Origin of the sequence: Leifsonia sp. NCR5 (genome assembly GCF_002105485.1) — a bacterium.
Taxonomy (GTDB): domain Bacteria; phylum Actinomycetota; class Actinomycetes; order Actinomycetales; family Microbacteriaceae; genus Leifsonia.
Genome location: NZ_NCSR01000005.1, coordinates 43,466 through 60,474 on the forward strand (window position 1 = coordinate 43,466; position 17,009 = coordinate 60,474).

Genomic DNA, 17,009 nt, shown 5'->3' on the forward strand with positions numbered 1-17,009 from the left:
TCACCAGGGGATGGGCGTGTTCTCCCAGCGGGTGAATGTGCCGCTCGGCCCGTCAGGACCGAGCAGACACACGCGGACCACCTCACGCGAGCCGTCTTCGAGTGATTCCGTGCCCGCGAACCCGTTGAGATTGGTCGCCGTGAAGGCCGGCGAGACGAGGTTGATCTTGATGTCGGTGGACTCGAGTTCGACCATCATTGCCAGCGTGATCGCGTTCTGTGCTGCCTTCGATGCGGGATAGACCGGGCCGAACATCGAGTGATACGGGTAGGAGGGATCGGCGTTCGCGGTCAGTGACCCTACTCCGCTCGAGACGTTCACGATGCGTGCATCCTGCGACTTCCGCAGGAGCGGCAGCATGGCCTGATACACGGCGAGCGTGCCGAAGACGTTGGTCTCCCACACCGTCCTGATCTCTGCCAGCGATGCGGTGCTCGCCCTGTTCCTGGTCTCGTAGTCCGCCAGGAAGTCGCCGTCGGTCTGGACGGCGCGGGAGATCCCGGCGTTGTTGACGAGCAGGTCCAGCCGCCCGAACGCGTCCTCGACCCAGCGCGCCGCCGCCGCGATGGAGTCGGTGTCGGTCACGTCGATCTGGACGGGGATCGCGCCGTCGCCGATCTGAGCAGCGGCGGCCTGCCCGCGCGCGAGGTCCCGCGACCCCAGCACGACCGTGACGCCCGCGGCGACCAGTTCTTTCGCAACCTGGAATCCGACGCCCTGATTGGCGCCGGTGATGAGCGCGATGCGTTCGTGTGACATGCCTGCTCCCGTCTGTTCGGTACCGTACTATTTTCATTCGGTACCGAACGTCTGTCAAGCGGTCTTCGCCCGAATGCCTGGTCGGGCGCCGTCCCGGGGTCGCCACCACGGCCCGTGCAGCGACCCCTACCGCCGCAGCGCCTCCGGCCGCGGCAGGCCCAGCTCTTCGAGCAGGTCGCCGAGCATCCTGTCCAGTTCGAAGCCCGCCTGGGTGATCTTGTTGTTGCCGAGGCTGACCAGCTGGGAGCTGGGCTGGTCGACGGTGAGGATGGTTCCTCCGTCGCGGCCGGCGTGCAGTTCGAGTCTGGTCGGCGTGTAGAGCATCGCGGCAGGGTCGTGCCGGAAGACTCTGGATGCCGTGATGTAGTCGCCGATCAGGTAGACGGCACTCGGGATGTCCGCACCGCCCACGCGCATGATCGGCGTCGGGTAGTTGCGCCAGAACGCGACGAACCGGTGGATGCCCGCGCCTTCCGCCTCCTGCGCGAACCGTTTCCACTCCGCCCCGGATGCGACGAGCTGCTCGAACCGGGCGGCGTCGACGAGCGGCACCTCGGCCTCGAAGGCGCGGCGCAGCGTCTCGAACGGCACGTGCGCCGTGATCTCGATGCGGTTCACCGTGACGGGCACCACCCGGTCGGAGGCGTGGAAGGTCATGCCTCTATTGTGTGTCCCCCGGCCAAAAGCAATGTCCCGGAGCAGACCTAGCCCGCGAGCACCGCCCTGCGCACCCGCTGGCGCTGCGTTCCGAGCCCGTCGATCGTCAGCTCCATCGTGTCCTCGTCTGCGAGGTACGGGAAGCGTCCGGAGAGCGCGACGCCCTGCGGCGTTCCCGTGTTGATGATGTCGCCCGGGTCGAGGACCATGAACTGGCTGAGGTGCCAGATCAGGTGCTCGACGCCGAAGATCATGTCGGCCGTCGTCGAGTCCTGCCTGGGCGATCCGTTCACCGAGGAGCGGAGGCGGAGTGCGCGGTGGTCGACCTCGTCCGGGGTGACCAGTTCCGGGCCGAACGGGTTGAACGTCTCGCTCGACTTGCCCTTGGACCACTGGCCACCGGAGACGTCGAGCTGGTATTCGCGCTCCGACACGTCGTTGGAGACGGCGAAGCCGGCGATGTGGTCGAGCGCATCGGCGGGAGAGGAGAGGTAGCGCGCCCTGCGGCCGATGACGACGGCGAGCTCCACCTCCCAGTCCGCGCGCTGGGCGCCCGGCGGCAGCAGCACGTCGTCGTCGGGGCCGACGAGCGTGTTGGGGTGCTTGAAGAACACGATGGGATGCTCGGGCGGCTCGGCCCCGGACTCTGCGGCGTGCGCCGCGTAGTTCTGGCCGATGCAGACGATCGCGGCGGGGCGAGCGACGGGCGCGCCGACGCGGAGATCCTGCCAGCCGGTCGCGACGGGGAGCTCCCCGTCCTGCAGCGCGGCGCGGGCACGGGCGACGCCGTCCGCGGCGAAGAACGCAGGGTCGATGTCGTCGGTCACGCCGCTCAGGTCGTACACGGTGCCGTCCGTGTCACGCAGGTGGGGGCGTTCGGCGCCGTGGTCTCCGAGTCGCAGGAAGCGCATCCGGTTGTCTCCTCGTTCGAGCGGGTCTGGCGGGCGTTCAGCGCACCGGCTGCGCGGCCGCCGCGTTCACGACGGCGGGCACAGAACGGCCTGCCCAGTGGTCGATGATGTTGTTCGCTGCGTGCACCGGCAGGTCGGCGAGCGCCTGAGGAGAGTACCAGGCGGCGTGTGGGGTGAGCAGCACGTTGTCGAGCATCCTGAGCCTGCTGCTGGACGGGAGCGGTTCTGTCGCGAAGACGTCGATCGCCGCCCCGGCGAGCCTGCCAGCTTCGAGCGCGTCGGCCAGGGCCTCCTCGTCGATGAGCGGGCCGCGGCAGGTGTTGACGATGACGCTTCCCTGCTTCATCGACGAGAGCGCCGCCTGGCCGATCAGGTGGTGCGTCGCGGCGGTGAGCGGCGCGTGCAGCGTGAGCACGTCGGCCTGCGCGACGGCGTCGGCGAGGGTGACGGGCTCCAGCCCGTCCGCCAGGATGCGCGCGGCAGGGACGACCGGGTCCGCCACGATCACCCGGAACCCGAGCGCCCGGCAGCGGAGGGCGACGAGGGAGCCGATGCGGCCGTAGCCGACCACGGCGACGGTGGTCGCCGACGGGCGCATGGCCATCGGGGATGCGGCGACGGCCGACCATTCGCCGTTGCGCACGGCGCGGTCGTAGCCGACCAGGCCGCGGCCGAGCGTGAGGATCATGGCGATGGTGTGCGTCGCGACCTCGTCGATGCAGTACGCCGGGGTGTTGGCGACGAGCACGCCGCGCTCGCTCGCCGCGGCGACGTCGATCATGTCGTAGCCGATGCCCAGCCTGCTGATGAAGCGCACGGAGGGGAGGCGGTCGAGCAGGTCGGCGGTGATCGGCGCCCACTGCACGATCAGGGCGGATGCGTCCTCTGCCGCGGCGACGATGTCGTCGGCGGAGGCGGAGGCGGCCCGGCGCGCTGTCAGGCCCGCGGCGCGCAGCGTGTCGTCCGCAGCGCTGCCCGGCAGGTCGTAGTCGGTGATCACGACAAGGTCGGAAGTCATGTCAAAACGCTATAGCATCTAGCGTTTTATCGCCACATCCCCACGCTCTTCGCGGCAGATCCGGACGAAATGCTATAGCGTTCTGGGTATGAATCCTCGCCGTTCACTCGTCACAGGGGCCAGCTCCGGAATCGGCGCGGCGACCGCCGTGCAACTCGCCACCGACGGCAACGCCGTCTGGCTCACGTACACCTCGGGAGAGGCGGCAGCGCTCCGCGTCGCCGAGCTCTGCACCGCGGCGGGCGCACCGGAGGTGCACGTCAGCAGGCTCGACCTCCGCTCCCCCGCATCCATCGACGCGCTCGTGGCGGAGGTCGCGGAGGCGTGGGGAGACCTGCACGTCCTCGTCAACAACGGAGGCGTCTGCCCGTACCGCCACTTCGACGACATCGACATCGACGAGTGGGATGCGGTCATGGAGACCAACGGCCGAGGCACCTTCCTGCTCACCAGGGCTGCCCTCCCCCTGCTGCGCGCGGCCGAGGGCGACCGCTCCGTCATCAACCTCTCCTCCATCGCCGGCCAGGTCGGCGCGCTGCAGACCGGGATGCACTACGCGGCGAGCAAGGGCGCCATCCTGGCGATCACGCGCAGCTTCGCCAGGCACCTCTCCGCCGAGGGCATCCGCGTCAACGCCGTCACCCCCGGACCCGTGACGAGCGCGATCACCGACCAGCTCTCGGACGACGGGCACGACGCGCTCGAATCCTCCATCCCGCTCGGCCGCTTCGGCGCGCCGAACGACGTGGCCTGGATCATCGGCACCCTCGCTTCACCGAAGGCGGGCTTCGTGACCGGCGCGACCTACGACGTCAACGGCGGCGTCCGCATCGACTGACCGACAGCCGACGACCGCGCGACCCGCACACAGAAGGAGACACCGGATGACGGCACTCGCCGCGCTTCAGACCGTGACAGCACAGGTGGATGCGTTCAACGCGCACGACCTCGAGGCCTTCGTCGCCACGTACGCCGACGATGCGGTGGTGACCGGCGTCGCCGACGCGCCGCTGGTGGGCAGGGAGGCCATCCGCGCGTTCTACGCCGGACGCCTCGACAACCCGCTGCTGAGCTGCAGCATCGACGCGACGGCCCTGTTCGGCGACCGCTGGGTGGTGGCCAGGGAGAACGTGGTCAACGACGGCGTCGGCACGGAGACCATCGCGACATTCGACGTGCACGGCGGTCTGATCCGCCGCGCCTCCATGCTCAAGGCCTGAGCCCGAACCGTTCCGCGATGGCGGCGTCGGCCTGCGGTGCGCCGAACGCCGCCGTCCAGGCGCCGTCCACCGCGATCGACTGGCCGCTGAGATACGACGCCTCGTCTCCGAGCAGGAACGCGGCGAGCGCCGCGACCTCCTCGACGGTGGCGATCCTGCGCATCGGCGGCCCGTCTGCGAGGGCGCGCTCCTCGGCGGCCGGGTCGGCGGCCGCGGCGATCTGCGCATCCAGGTGGGGCGTGCGCACACCGCCGGGAGCGACGGTGTTCGCACGGATCCCGTACGGCCCGTAGGTCACGGCGACGCTACGGGTCAGGGCGTCGATGCCACCCTTGGTGAACTCGTACGCCGCGTGGTCGACGAAGCTCGCGCGGCCGTGGATGGAGCCGACGTTGACGATGGCGCCCGGCGTGCCCTGGTCGACGAATGCGGAGACCGCGGCCGAGCATCCCCACAGGTAGCCGAGGCCGTTGATGTCGACGAGCTCGCGCACGGCGGCCTCGTCCAGGTCGTGCAGCGGGGTGCGGCGGGTGATCCCGGCGTTGTTGACCCAGCCGCCGAGCGGCGCGAGAGCCCTCGCTTCGTCGGCCGCGCGCAGGTGGGTGGCCCTGTCCGCGCTGTCTCCGATCACGACGGCCGCGCAGACGCCGTCCTCCACCGACCGGGATGCGCTCCGCTCGACCCCCACGACGGTCCAGCCGTCCGCGGTGAGCCGTTCCGCGATCCCTCTGCCGATGCCTTTGCCGCTCCCGGTGACGACGACGCTGCGATTCATGCGTTCCTCCCGAAGTCGAAGGTACCCGGCGCGAAGGAGAACCCGAGGCCGGGCTCCGCCGTCGGCCGCGCCGTGCCGTCCGCGAAGACCGGACCGCCGACCACCAGCTGCGGCGACGGGTCGTATGGGTTGCCGCCGGGCCCGCGCCCGAACGTCTCGACGCCGACGCCGTGGCCGAGGTGCACGCTCGTCTCCGGGCTGATGTGACAGGACACCGGGAGCCCCCTGTCTTCCGCCCACGCGGCGAACTCGAGCGCAGGGGTGATCCCGCCGATGGCGACGACGTCGAGCCGCGCCAGGTCGATGGCGCCGCCATCGGCGAGGGCTTTGAGGACGCCGGGGTCTGTGACCTCGTCACCGACTCCGACGCGGAGGCCGGTCGCGCTGCGCAGGCGCGCGCACCCGGTCACGTCCTCCGGCAGCAGGGGGTCTTCCAGCCAGGCGAGTTCCGGGTCGCCCCACTCGGCGACCTCGGCGATGGCCGTGTCGGCGTCCGGCCAGCCGAAGCCGACGTCCACGACGATGCCGGTGGTCGCCGGCAGTTCCCTGCGCAGCGTGGAGAGCAGCTCGCGCATCAGCGCCGTGTCCGGCGAGCGCGACAGCTTGACGAGCGGCCAGCCGTCCTCGGCCTGCGAGACGACCTCGTCCACGAGGTCGTGCACGTTGCGTCCAGGCGTGGGATACGCGGCGACCAGCATCGCCTTCCGCGGGCTGTCGTCCGCGCCGACGAGCTGCCAGACCGGGCGTCCGGTGCGCCGGCCGAGCAGATCCCAGAGCGCGATGTCCACGAGGCCGATCGCCCGGCGCACGAGTCCGACGCGCCCCACGATGGCGCTCCCCCGCAGTGCGCGCTCCCAGAGCGCCGGCACGTCCAGCTCTCCGCCGACGACGTGCGGCGCGATCAGCCGCTCGACCAGCTCGGCCATCGGAGCCTCGCGGGTGAGCCCGTACGCGATCCCGGTGCTGCCCTCGCCGTCGGAGACCCGCACGGCGGCGTACTCGCGCCGGGTGACGGTCATCGCGCCGAGCTGCAGGGGCCGGGCGAGCGGCAGGGAGACGGTGGAGGTGCGGAGGTCGCGCACCACCGCATCCGGTGCGGAGGAGACGACGGCGCTCACGGCTTCGGCACCGAGGCCAGCGGCACCCCGTAGTCGACCATGAAGCCGCCGTCCACGTACATGGTCTGGCCGTTCATGTACGACGCCTGATCGGAGACGAGGAACGACACCGCCGCCGCGATCTCCTCGGCCTGGGCGAGACGACCGGCCGGTATGCGCGCGAGGATCGTCTGCTCGTTCAGGGTGCCTGCCGCGACCCCCTGGCGGAAGACGCCGGTGTCCACGTAGCCGGGCGCCACCGCGTTCACCCGGACTCCCCGCGCCGCCCACTCGGCGCCCGCCGTGGCCGTGAGGCCGATCACCGCCGCCTTCGTCGCCGCGTACGGCGCGCGCCCGGCCGAGCCGCGCGACGAGATCGAGGAGATGTTGACGATGCGTCCGCCTCCCGCCGCGAGCATGTGCCGTCCGGCCGCCTGCAGGCTGAGGAAGACACCGTGCAGGTTCACGTCGACCACCGCGCGCCACTCGTCCCAGGCCAGGTCTTCGATCGCACGGTGACGCTGGATGCCCGCGTTGTTCACGACCACGTCGATCCTGCCGAACTCGGCCGCGATCCCGTCGAAGACCGCGGCGACGTCCTCCGGGTCGGTCACGTCGAGCCTGCGGTGCACGATCCCGTCGACCGGTGCAGACTCCGTGAAGCCGGGCACCAGGTCGGCGGCGACCACCGTGTATCCGTCCGCTGCCAGGCGGCGGCCGATCTCCCAGCCGATCCCGGCCGCCCCTCCGGTGACGACGGCGACGGGGGTGGATGCGGGGGTTGCGGTCATGGTGATCCTTTCTGGTGGAGCTGATGTGCTGGTGCGTGCCGTGCTGGAGCCGGTGCCGGTCAGACGGAGATGTTGCCCGCGGTGATGACCCGGTCCGAGTCGTCGGGGAAGCCGACGCGTTTCACCGATGTCTCGACGTTCGCCGTGTGCAGCAGGGTCGATCCCGACCCGAAGCCTGCAGCGGACAACTCGAGCTTGCCACCGTCGAAGCGGCAACCGGATGCGCGGTAGTGGTTCGTCCCTCCGGTCAGCGACACGTGGGCGCTCCCGTTGTCCGAGCGGGCGAAGGTGCTGTCGGCGAAGAGCACGGTGACCGCTGCGCTGCCGCCGCGGCCGATGCCCGTCCCTCCCGCACCGGACACGCGGCTCCCGCCGACGACCTCGACAGTCTGGGCGGCCGTCCCGGCGGCGAGCACGGAGACTCCGTCGAGCACGGTGCCCTCGAAACGGGTGTTCGCGGAGGAGGTCTGCAGGGCGTCGGCACCGGCCGCCGCGCCGAGCCTGCTGTCGCGGAAGGTGATGTCGCCCGCGCCGAGGATCTTCACGCCGCCCACGTTCTCGAGCGTCGTCGCGTCGAACAGGACGGGAGCCTTCACGCTGGCGTCGGTGAGGTTGCCCGGCGCCGCGAACCGGAACCAGGAGTCCCGGATCACGGTGGGCCGCGACGACGCGGACGACGACTGCGTGATCACCAGCGTGCTGTCCGCCGTGCATCCGGTGAGCTGGGCGCCGTCTGCGTTGATCCAGAGCATCCCGGATCCCGCGAGCGACGGTTTGCCGATGACCTTGACGTCTTCGAGGGTGAGGTCGGTGATGCGGACCCTCGCGACGAACCAGGAGCAGACGTGCTTGCGCACCGTGATGCGCTTGGCCGCCGAGCCCCAGGCCGCTCCCGAGTTGGCGAACGTCATCAGCCCGGAGTTGCCCGTGTACGTGAGGTCGTGCTCGTACTGGCCGTGGGTGACGAACGGGCCCTGGTCGTCTCCGTCGCCGTGGCAGTTCTCGACCATCGAGTACGCGCTCGCGGTGAAGTCGTTGAGGTGCCTGGCGTTGGAGGTGTGGCAGTTGGCGACGTAGCCGTACAGGCAGTAGATCTGCTGGGTCAGGTAGCCCGCCCCGCCGTACGTCACGGATGTGGGGTTCGAGAGGGTGCACTCGATGGTCGAGTAGAAGGTGTTCCAGCGCCGCATGATCAGCGGCCAGAAGGTGAGGGAGCCGACCACCCTCTCCACGTCGCAGCGCACCGCGTACTCGAACGCGATCGGGTGCGAGCCGGTGTACTGGTCGGTGCCTTTGCCCCGGAAGACGAGGTTGCTGATCCGGATGTTCTGCACGGGCTCGACGCGGGTCCAGGTGATGGTGCGCCCCTCGGCGAGCGGCCAGCCGTTCTTGTAGTTCACCCGGATGTGGGTCGGGTCGACGATCTGGGTCACCTGGACGAGCTTCTGCAGCTCCTTCTCCCAGCGCCCGCTGAGCGCGTTCACGTCGGCGGCGTACCAGGAGTCCACGGCGAACCAGCTGGCGTCGGCGACCGGGAAGATGTCGCCGAGATCGGGCACCGCCTCGGCGAGAGTGGCCACCTGGACGTCCTTGGTCACCACCCCGGAGAAGAACATCACGGCGCCGAACGGGTTGTCGTACGTGTTGGCGGCGATGCCCTCCGTGGTCATCAGGTGATCGCCGAAATCGAGTTCGAGTCCGGAGCGGGTGAAGATGTGCCTGCGCAGGAAGTTCAGGTCGGTGTGCGCCTCGATGCGCGAGACGGCCGGGTCGCCGACCATCGCATCCAGAGCGTCGTCGGCCGGTTTGTCCGGCCCGAAGACACCGAACTGCCGGAAGTCGACGGTGCCGGAGTGCTGCAGCAGCCAGACCGTGCCGTTCTTGCCCGCGATGACGGTGCCGCCGTTCGGCGTGCCGTCGAAGCGCGACGCTCCGCGGTAGACGAGATCGCCCGCGTCCCCCGGCACGCTGTACCCGGCGACCGCGATCAGCTCGCCGTCGGACGCCTTGACGCCGGCGAGGTCGCGCACGAGCCGCGCCTGGCGGATCGAGCCGGAGCCGCTGCTCTTCGCCACGACGGCCGCGTCGGCCGGGGTGGCCGCGCCGATCGCGGTCGCGCCGCCGAGCACGACGGCGCCGAGGCCGACGATCAGGCCGCGTCTCGTACCGGACGCCGGTGCGCCTGCGGTGGATGCTGCATCGGTGGTGGTGCCCTGAACACTGTTCATCCGTGGATTCCTTTTCGTGTCAGTCGACGACGATGCTGTCGCCGACGATGATGCGTTTCGTCTGTTCGGGAACGGTTCGCTCCACGCCGCGCTCGATCGCCGCGTCGTAGAGCAGGGTGGATGGTGCTGCGAAGCCGGCGTCCGGCAACTGGATGCGTCCCCCGCCGAATTGGGAGCCGACGATTCTGGCGTGGTTGACGCCGGACTCGATCGCGAGGTGCGGGGTGCCCGTCGGCGCTGAGGAGGTCACGCCGTCGATCCGCCAGGTGACCACGCCGGCCCCCGCCGCCCTGCTCAGCGTCGCACCGCCGGTGCGGTCTGTGCTCAGCCGGGCGCCGTCGACGGTGACGACCTGATCCTTCGCCGCCGTCGCGACCAGCGCGACCCCGGTGAGCGTCCCTCCGCGCACGGTCACCTCCGCTCCCGCGAGCTGGAACGGGTCGCCCTTCGCCGGGCCGCTCAGGTCGCAGTCGTGGAAGCGGACGGCCCCGCTCCCCCTGGCGACGGTGCCGTCGATGCCGTCGATGCGGCAGCGCACGAACGAGACGGTCGCCGTCACGGGCGTCTGCACCAGCACCTGCCCCTTCGGCAGCGAGAACGTGCAGTCCTCGATCACCGTCGGGCGGGTGGAGCGCGCGCTGCGCTGGCCGACGGCGAACAGCCCTGCCGTGCATCCACGCAGCTGGGCGCCGTCCGCGTTTATCGTGAGCGTCGCCTGGGGGTCGAAGGTCGACCGCCCGATGACCCGCACGTTCTCGAGGGTCAGGTCGGTGATCTTGGTGCCGGCGACGAACCAGGAGCAGACATGGTCGCGCACCGTGATGCGTTTCGCCGACGTGCCCCACTGCGCTCCGGAGTTGGCGATGTCCATCAGGCCCGAGCATCCGATGAACGTGAGGTCGTGCTCGTACTGGCCGTGGGTGGTGAACGGGTTGCCGCCCTGGTCGTCGCCGTCGCCGTGGCAGTTCTCCACCATGCAGTACGCGCTGGCGGTGAGGTCGTTGAGGTGCCTGGCGTTCGAGGACGCGCAGTCGCGGACGTGCCCGTAGAGGCAGTAGATCTGCTGGGTGAGGTAGCCGGCGCCGCCGTAGAAGACAGTCGGCGGGTTCTCGATCGAGCAGCGTTCCGTGACGAAGTGGGTGTTCCAGCGGCGCATCACCACCGGCCACCAGGTGTGCGTGGCATGGATGTCGGACACGTCGCAGTGCACGGCGTACTCGAAGGCCGTCGGGTGCGATCCGGTGAGTTCGCGGGCGTCGGGGAGCGAGCCGTCGGTCGGCCCGGTGTACGGCCCCGACCCCACGAAGCGCATGTTGCGCACGCGCACGCGCTCCACCGGCGCGACCTTGCGCCAGCTGAGGCTGCGGCCGGCTTCGAGCGGCCAGCCGTTCAGGTAGTCGACCCGGATGTGCGTGGCGTCGAGCTGCTGCGTCACGCGGACGAAGCGCTGCAGCTCCCGCTCATCCCCTCCTCCGCCCGCGACGGGTGCGCACTGCACCGCCCACCAGCTGTCGACGGGGAACACCGAGGCGTCCGGCACGGAGACCGCGTCTGTCAGCTCCGGCCACGCCTCCGCCAGCGCGTACTGCACGGCAGCACCCTCCGGCGTTCCCGTGAAGAAGAGGACGGCGCCGAACGGGTTGTCGTGGCTGTTCGCCGCGATGCCCTCCGTGGTGATGAGATGGCCGCCGAAGTCGAGTTCGATGCGGGAGCGGGTGAAGACGTGGCGCCGCACGAAGTTGAGGTCGGTGTGCGCCTCGATCCGCTCGACGGTGGGGTCGCCGACCATCGCGTCGAGCGCGTCGTCTGCCGCCCGGCCCGGCCCGTCGATGCCGAAGACACGGAAGTCGAGGGTGCCGTCGTGCTGCAGCACCCAGACGGTCCCGTTCTTGCCGGGGACGACGGTGCCGCCGTTCACCTTCGTGCCCTTCGCGCTGGCGCCCCGGTAGATCAGGCGTCCTGCGTCGCCGGGCGTGCGGTATCCGGCCGCGATGGCGAGCTGGCCGTCCTTCGCCTGGATCCTGCCGAGATCGGCGACCGTCCTGGCCTGCTGCACCTCCCCGGACGCTCCCGGCTTCTGCGGTGCGGTCGCCTCCGCCGGGGCGGCGGCGTTGAGCACGCCGACGCCGCCGAGCGCAGCCGCGCTCAGACCGACGATCAGCCCGCGGCGCGTGCTTGCGGGGGTGCGAGGTGGAACGGGTGACGCTGTCATTGCTGCTCCTCGATGATCGTGCGGATGGCGGACACGGCTGCGTCCTCGAGCCTGTCGAGGGAGCCGGGGGCGAGCGGGGTCTGCCAGGCCTGGTACGCGCCGCGCTCGTACGCGTCGCGCGTTGGGAGGTAGACGAAACCCGGCCCGTTGGTGAGGTTCATCACGACGACGGGGCGGCCGGGGAACGCGGAGCGGAGCGTGCGCTGCAGCCGCGAGTACGCCTCTCCGGGATGCGCGACGACCACAGCGTCTCCGAGCAGCCACGTCCACACCGGATGCTCGACTTGCTCACCCAGGACGTAGCCGTCGCGCAGGTTGCGCGCCCTGCCGAGACGTTCGGCCCTGCTGCGCGGGTCGATGTCCGCCCACCGCTCTTCCAGCTCCTCGATGGTGGGGAGGGGCGCGAGGTCGAGGAGCACCGCATCCCTGCTGGTCGCGATAGCGTCGCTCTGCGTCTGTATGGTCTCGGTCCACATCGCGAGCGGGGCGCCGGACTCGACCACCGCGGACAGTTCGAGTTCGTGCCCAGGCGCAGGGAGGAGGTCGAGGGCGGAGAGCACCGCGTGCCCGAGCGCCCTGCCGTGCCGGTCGGCGACGCCGAGGTCTCCCGTGTACTGCTCGCGCGGGGCCAGCTCGCCGGATGCGCCCTGCAGGAAGAGGCAGGCCGCCCCAGTCTGCTCTTCGACGAGTTCGCGCATCGCGCCGACGTAGTCCGGAGACACCAGCCTGTTCTGCCAGGCCAGCGTGGTCGGGTGGCAGGCGTAGTTGACGATGGTCGCGAGCGTCGTGCCGTCCGCCGCGCTGACCCTGCCCACCAGCACCGTGTCGTCAGCGGTCTCCGCGTCGGGGTTGAACCCGACGAGCGCGCGTCCGTCGAGGTCGAGTTCGCGGTCGGCCGCGAGCGAGCACCGACCGGTGGTCCAGTCGATGCTGGCGGGCTCCGCGGACTGCAGCGCCTCGCGGCCGGCGTCCGTGGCGGCCTCGGCGAGCCTGTCCAAATAGCCGGGGATGAGGTCGCCCCCGTCGAGGTCGGCGTCTGCGGAGCAGAGCACCGGACCGGCGTGCGTGTGCGACAGGGCGATCATCAGCTGGTCGTCGCGGAGCCCCAGCGCGTCGAGCACCCGCGAGCGCACCGACCATTCGTCGTCGACCCTGCGCCACCACGTCCCGTCGACCGCGATCAGCAGCACGGGCTCTGCGTCGCCCACGGCGAGCGCCGTCAGCGTCATCGGACGGTGCGCTCCCTCCGAGCGCTCCCAGTCCGCCGGCCCCCAGTTCTTCGCCCTGATCCCGGCCGGGGGCGTGATGTCGCGCCGGGCGATGCCGATGGCCGCGTCCGTGTGCGGCACAGCCTGCCGTGCTCCGAGTGCTGTCACAGGTAGTCTCCCGTCCAGTGGTGGGCCGATGGATGCTCGGCTGTCGCGAGCGCGTCGGCGAGCGTCCCGTCGAGCGGGTGGATCATGCCGGTCCCGTCCGGCTGCCAGGCGGCGTCGCTGCTCAACGCATCCACGAGGGCGTCGAACGGCTGGCCGCCCGGCAGGTCGAATTCGATGGTCGAGACGCCTGCTGCTGCGAGGTCGGCGCGCACCGCGTGGCCGACAGCGGTGAGCGCCTCGGGGCTGCCTCCCGCTTCGAGCACGGCGGCGTCTGCGCCGCCGTGCTGCGTGCCCGCGGTGCGGACGATCGCGTACGCCGCCTCCCTGGCGTCGCGTCCGGTCGCGAGGTAAACGTCGGCGCCCGCATACCAGCCGTATGCGCGCCGCCAGCCGAGTTCGTCGCGCACCGCACTGAGCGGCAGCGCCGCCGTCGCCGCGTCGTGGATGGTGGAGAGGTGTTCCGGCGCGAGGCCGAAGATGGGCCGTCTGCCGATCCCGCCCGGGCGCCCGCCGTCGCCATCCGGGGATGCGAGCGACCCGATCCGGCGCCTGCGCTGCTGGAAGACCACGAACCCCGCACCGCGATAGACGTGCGGAGTCCCGGTGAAGAGGAGCGCCCAGTCGTAGCCGGTGCGCCGGCCGTACGCCACGGCCTCGTCGGTCAGCATCCGCGCGACGCCCCTGCCGCGTGCCCGCGTGGCGACGGCGACATTCGCGAGCCCGAGCACGCGCGCGATCCGTCCGCCCGCGCTGCGCAGGCCGTGATCGAGCAGATACACGCTCCCGATCACCCCGCTGCCGTCCTCGGCGACGATGGTGGAGGCGTGCCTGTTCGGATCGAGCTCCCACTGGGCGAGCATCCCCGGCTCCGCGAAGGCCTCCGCCCAGAGTGCAGCGATCGCCGTGTCGTCCGACGTGGATGCTGTCCGCAGCGTCACCGTGCCCGTCATGCCGGCGCTCCCACGGTCTCCGGCAGCGCGCCGCGCGCGACGGCGGCCGCCCGGAGGGCGGTGCGGTACACGGCGAGCGTGCGCTCCCGGCCGACCGGCGCATCCCCGCCCGCCGCGAACCGGACCACCGCCGCGGCGAGCGCCGCGTACCCGAGGTCGGACGCGTCGCCGAGCGCGAGCGTGTGCACACCGCTCTCCGCCACGATCCGCACGCTGTACTCGTCCGGGCCCGGCACACCGCTCACCGAGACGGTCACCGGCACACCGCCCGACGTGCGCGCCCAGACCAGCCCGGCCGACTCGGAGCGCGTGTCGAGCGCGCCGAGCTCCACCGTGCCGCCCACGATCTCGATGCCGTCGCCGCCGGTCACCAGGTCGAGCAGTTCGAACGCGTGGATGCCGATGTTGAGCAGGGTGCCGCCCGCGCCGTCCTGTTCGTCCTGCCAGCGACGCTCCGGCGTCAGGAACCCGCCGATGTCGTGCTGCGCGGCGACCTGGATGGACAGCGGGCGCTCTGCGCACATCCGGTAGCCGAACGCGACGGCCTCCGGCGCGAACCGGAGCACGGAGGAACTGGCCCAGCGCGCGGCGCCTCGCAGCTCCTCGAACCTGCGAAGGCCGGCCGCCGAGGTCGCGATGGTCTTGTTCAGGAAGACCGGCACCCCGGCGGCCGCGCAGGCGGTCGCCACGTCCGCCGCGCGGGCGGTGCGCGGGGTCGCGACGACCACGTCAGGGCGGAGGGAGAGCAGCGCGTCGAGGTCGGCGACGACGGGCGCGCGGAAGCGCTCGGCGAAGGCGGAGAGCCGGTCGGCGTCGTCCGCGTCCCAAACCCCGGCGACCTCGGCGCCCAGCCCGGAGAGGTTCGCCGCATCCGTGAAGGGATGCGAGTGCGCGACCCCGGCGAATGCGACGCGCACGCTCACGCCATCCGTTTCAGGTCGGCGGAGGAGACCGCGTGCAGCAGGCTCTCCCCCGCGCAGAACCGGCCGATCTCGTCGACCACGATGCGTCCCTGCCGCAGCCGCCCTTCGACCGTCCCCGCCGCCTTGTGCGGGACGAGCAGCACGTTCGGAAGCGTTCGCAGTTCGTGGCCGGCGGGCAGCGGCTCGTCGTCGAACACGTCGAGGGCCGCGTCGATCCTGCCGGAGCGCAGTTCGGCGATCATGGCCTCCTCGTCGACCAGCCACGACCTGGCCGTGTTGACCAGTGCTGCGCCATCCGGCATCGTCGCGAGCTCCGTCGCGCCGATCATCCCCCTGGTCTCCGGGAGCGACGGGGCGTGCAGCGCGACGATCCTGCTCTCCGCGAGCAGCGTGGACAGCGGAACGAGGGTCGCGCCGAGCGTCTCCGCCTCGGCGTCGTCGATGGTGGGGTCGGCCAGCAGCACGCGGGCGCCGAGCGCCCGCAGCATCCCGAGGTAGGCACGCCCGGTGCGCGAGGCACCCACCACGCCGATCGGCGCATCCAGCAGCTCGTGCCTGGCCGGCGCGTCCTCGGCGTCCGCCCACTCCGCGCCGGCGTGCAGCGCGTGATCGAACCGCGGGATGCGGTGCAGCAGCGCGAGCGTGAACGCCAGCGACACCTCGGCGACCGACCTGGCCATGCCCGCGCCGGCCTGCGTCACGGCCACGCCGCGCTCGAAGCACGCCTCGGACACGAACGGCTTCACGCTCGCTCCGGTGTGCGCGATCAGCCGCAGCGACGGCAGGCGGTCGAGCAGTCCGTCGTCGAAGCGCGGTGCGCCCCAGGCGATGACGACCACCTGCACGGCGGCCGGGTCGAACCGGGCTGCGGCGTCCTCGACGGACTCGGCGACCGCGAGACCGTCACCGACCAGACCTGCCGCGGCCGCACCGAGCAGTGCGAGGTCGTCCTCCGTGAAGAACTCGGCGCGGAGCCCGGAGGGCACGGCCACGATGACGGACGGGGATGCGGTCATCAGCGCAGCCACTCGTCGCGGTGCTCCGCGATGAACGCGTCGTCGTTGAGGTGCGGGTACTGCCGCCGCACCCGCTCGATCTCCTCCGCCTGCCCCGGCGACAGCGTCTCGTGCTCGTCGAGGCACCAGATGCCGTCGAGCAGCCCCTGCTGGCGCAGCATCTCGTGCACCCCGGCGATCACTCCCGCGAACCCGTTGGCCGGATCGAAAACGGCGGAGTTGAGGTCGGTGAGGTCGGCGGCCAGGCCGCTGAGCTCCGCTCCGGCCTCGCGGTCGCCGTCCGCCGCCCGGTGGGCGAGCGCCAGCACCTGCGTCGCCGCACGCGTGCCAACCGCCCACTGCCCGAGCAGCCCTCCGACGAAGCGCGCCTCGCGCATCCCGGACGGCGTCTCGACGTGGTGGACGGCGGTGAGGTCGGCGACGATCGCGTCGTCGTTGCCGGTGTAGAGGCTCACGGCGTCCGCACGGTCGGACTCCGAGACGCCGCGCACGAGTTCGGCGGTGCGGTACCGGTCGAACGGAGCGGCCTTGACGGCAACGACCGACGGCAGATCGGCGAATCTCCGCCAGAACGAGCGCGAGAGCACCGGCCCTCCGATGGCCTCCTGCAGGTAGAAGCCGACCACCGGCAGCACTTCGCCCACGGCGCGCGCGCGTTCGATCAGCGCGTCCTCGTCCGCCCCGGCGACCCGGGGGCTGAGCAGCACGGCGTGGTAGCCGAGCCCGGCGGCGAGCTGCGCCTCCCGCACCGCCTGGGCGGTGTCGCCGACAACTCCGGCGATCCTGACCAGCGGGCGGTCCGCCTCCCTGTCGAGCACGTCGGCGGTGAGGGCGAGCACCGGTTCGAGCAGTCCGCGCTCCGGTTCGTGGATCTCGAACTGCGTCGTGTGCACGGCGATGGCGATGCCGCCCGCTCCGGCAGCGAGGTAGTAGCGGGTGAGCGCGCGCTGGCGGCGCTCGTCGAGCCTGCGGTGCGCATCCAGAGCCAGTGGATGCGCGGGGACGACCGTGCCGCGCGCGAGCAGCGCCGCGATCTCCTCCGGGAGGGCGGGAGCGGTGAGCGGAGTGGACAGCAC

General features: G+C 71.4%; 16 protein-coding genes. 2 read left to right on the forward strand and 14 right to left on the reverse strand.

Going from position 1 to position 17,009, the window contains the following annotated elements:
- The 4 genes from B7438_RS06005 to B7438_RS06020 all read right to left on the reverse strand — a co-directional run bounded on the left by B7438_RS06005 (position 1) and on the right by B7438_RS06020 (position 3,345).
- Complete coding sequence (locus B7438_RS06005; protein ID WP_085368653.1) at positions 1-759, reverse strand: SDR family NAD(P)-dependent oxidoreductase; 759 nt, start codon at positions 757-759, stop codon at positions 1-3.
- 126 nt (positions 760-885) lie between these two features.
- Entirely contained in the window at positions 886-1,416 is a 531-nt protein-coding gene (locus tag B7438_RS06010; RefSeq protein ID WP_085368654.1) for a hypothetical protein, read from the reverse strand.
- 47 nt (positions 1,417-1,463) lie between these two features.
- The gene (locus B7438_RS06015; RefSeq protein WP_085368655.1) at positions 1,464-2,327 is read right to left on the reverse strand and encodes a fumarylacetoacetate hydrolase family protein; all 864 of its coding nucleotides are present in this window, start codon (positions 2,325-2,327) and stop codon (positions 1,464-1,466) included.
- A gap of 37 nt (positions 2,328-2,364) precedes the next feature.
- A complete protein-coding gene (locus B7438_RS06020; protein ID WP_085368656.1) occupies positions 2,365-3,345 on the reverse strand; it encodes a C-terminal binding protein in 981 nt (326 codons plus the stop codon).
- Between the two features lie 88 nt (positions 3,346-3,433).
- On the opposite strand from B7438_RS06020, the gene B7438_RS06025 reads away from it, so the two are divergent.
- Both B7438_RS06025 and B7438_RS06030 read left to right on the forward strand, forming a co-directional pair.
- Entirely contained in the window at positions 3,434-4,183 is a 750-nt protein-coding gene (locus B7438_RS06025) for an SDR family NAD(P)-dependent oxidoreductase (protein ID WP_085368657.1), read from the forward strand.
- Positions 4,184-4,229: 46 nt separating this feature from the next.
- Positions 4,230-4,565: an SgcJ/EcaC family oxidoreductase gene (locus B7438_RS06030; protein ID WP_085368658.1), complete on the forward strand. Its 336-nt coding sequence runs from the start codon at positions 4,230-4,232 to the stop codon at positions 4,563-4,565.
- On the opposite strand, the gene B7438_RS06035 is transcribed toward B7438_RS06030, so the two are convergent.
- The 10 genes from B7438_RS06035 to B7438_RS06080 are packed head-to-tail and all read right to left on the reverse strand — an operon-like array spanning position 4,555 to position 17,009.
- Positions 4,555-5,340, reverse strand: a complete 786-nt coding sequence (locus B7438_RS06035; RefSeq protein WP_085368659.1) for an SDR family NAD(P)-dependent oxidoreductase — start codon at positions 5,338-5,340, stop codon at positions 4,555-4,557. The two genes, B7438_RS06030 and B7438_RS06035, sit on opposite strands and share 11 nt — an antisense overlap.
- Positions 5,337-6,458 carry a mandelate racemase/muconate lactonizing enzyme family protein gene (locus B7438_RS06040; RefSeq protein WP_256921885.1) on the reverse strand — a complete coding sequence of 374 codons (1,122 nt, stop codon included), beginning with the start codon at positions 6,456-6,458 and terminating at the stop codon, positions 5,337-5,339. Before B7438_RS06040 ends, B7438_RS06035 begins: the two co-directional genes overlap by 4 nt.
- The gene (locus B7438_RS06045) at positions 6,455-7,228 is read right to left on the reverse strand and encodes an SDR family NAD(P)-dependent oxidoreductase (RefSeq protein ID WP_085368660.1); all 774 of its coding nucleotides are present in this window, start codon (positions 7,226-7,228) and stop codon (positions 6,455-6,457) included. The genes B7438_RS06040 and B7438_RS06045 overlap by 4 nt, the downstream gene beginning before the upstream one ends.
- 59 nt (positions 7,229-7,287) lie before the next feature.
- A complete protein-coding gene (locus B7438_RS06050; RefSeq protein ID WP_256921886.1) occupies positions 7,288-9,456 on the reverse strand; it encodes a peptidase C14 in 2,169 nt (722 codons plus the stop codon).
- 19 nt (positions 9,457-9,475) lie between these two features.
- Positions 9,476-11,668 carry a peptidase C14 gene (locus B7438_RS06055; protein WP_085368661.1) on the reverse strand — a complete coding sequence of 731 codons (2,193 nt, stop codon included), beginning with the start codon at positions 11,666-11,668 and terminating at the stop codon, positions 9,476-9,478.
- On the reverse strand, positions 11,665-13,044 hold the full coding sequence (locus B7438_RS06060) for a hypothetical protein (RefSeq protein WP_085368662.1): 1,380 nt from the start codon (positions 13,042-13,044) through the stop codon (positions 11,665-11,667). The genes B7438_RS06055 and B7438_RS06060 overlap by 4 nt, the downstream gene beginning before the upstream one ends.
- The gene (locus B7438_RS06065; protein ID WP_085368663.1) at positions 13,041-13,994 is read right to left on the reverse strand and encodes a GNAT family N-acetyltransferase; all 954 of its coding nucleotides are present in this window, start codon (positions 13,992-13,994) and stop codon (positions 13,041-13,043) included. The genes B7438_RS06060 and B7438_RS06065 overlap by 4 nt, the downstream gene beginning before the upstream one ends.
- On the reverse strand, positions 13,991-14,911 hold the full coding sequence (locus B7438_RS06070; protein WP_179150737.1) for a Gfo/Idh/MocA family oxidoreductase: 921 nt from the start codon (positions 14,909-14,911) through the stop codon (positions 13,991-13,993). The genes B7438_RS06065 and B7438_RS06070 overlap by 4 nt, the downstream gene beginning before the upstream one ends.
- A gap of 2 nt (positions 14,912-14,913) precedes the next feature.
- A complete protein-coding gene (locus B7438_RS06075) occupies positions 14,914-15,933 on the reverse strand; it encodes a hydroxyacid dehydrogenase (RefSeq protein WP_085368796.1) in 1,020 nt (339 codons plus the stop codon).
- Positions 15,933-17,009 carry a dihydrodipicolinate synthase family protein gene (locus B7438_RS06080; RefSeq protein ID WP_218775140.1) on the reverse strand — a complete coding sequence of 359 codons (1,077 nt, stop codon included), beginning with the start codon at positions 17,007-17,009 and terminating at the stop codon, positions 15,933-15,935. Before B7438_RS06080 ends, B7438_RS06075 begins: the two co-directional genes overlap by 1 nt.

Coding starts and splice junctions, on each gene's coding strand:
- B7438_RS06030 (WP_085368658.1), top strand. CDS start 4,230: ATGACGGCACTCGCCGCGCTTCAGACCGTGACAGCACAGGTGGATGCG.
- B7438_RS06025 (WP_085368657.1), top strand. CDS start 3,434: ATGAATCCTCGCCGTTCACTCGTCACAGGGGCCAGCTCCGGAATCGGC.
- B7438_RS06045 (WP_085368660.1), bottom strand. CDS start 7,228: ATGACCGCAACCCCCGCATCCACCCCCGTCGCCGTCGTCACCGGAGGG.
- B7438_RS06020 (WP_085368656.1), bottom strand. CDS start 3,345: ATGACTTCCGACCTTGTCGTGATCACCGACTACGACCTGCCGGGCAGC.
- B7438_RS06035 (WP_085368659.1), bottom strand. CDS start 5,340: ATGAATCGCAGCGTCGTCGTCACCGGGAGCGGCAAAGGCATCGGCAGA.
- B7438_RS06055 (WP_085368661.1), bottom strand. CDS start 11,668: ATGACAGCGTCACCCGTTCCACCTCGCACCCCCGCAAGCACGCGCCGC.
- B7438_RS06065 (WP_085368663.1), bottom strand. CDS start 13,994: ATGACGGGCACGGTGACGCTGCGGACAGCATCCACGTCGGACGACACG.
- B7438_RS06010 (WP_085368654.1), bottom strand. CDS start 1,416: ATGACCTTCCACGCCTCCGACCGGGTGGTGCCCGTCACGGTGAACCGC.
- B7438_RS06015 (WP_085368655.1), bottom strand. CDS start 2,327: ATGCGCTTCCTGCGACTCGGAGACCACGGCGCCGAACGCCCCCACCTG.
- B7438_RS06075 (WP_085368796.1), bottom strand. CDS start 15,933: ATGACCGCATCCCCGTCCGTCATCGTGGCCGTGCCCTCCGGGCTCCGC.
- B7438_RS06005 (WP_085368653.1), bottom strand. CDS start 759: ATGTCACACGAACGCATCGCGCTCATCACCGGCGCCAATCAGGGCGTC.
- B7438_RS06050 (WP_256921886.1), bottom strand. CDS start 9,456: ATGAACAGTGTTCAGGGCACCACCACCGATGCAGCATCCACCGCAGGC.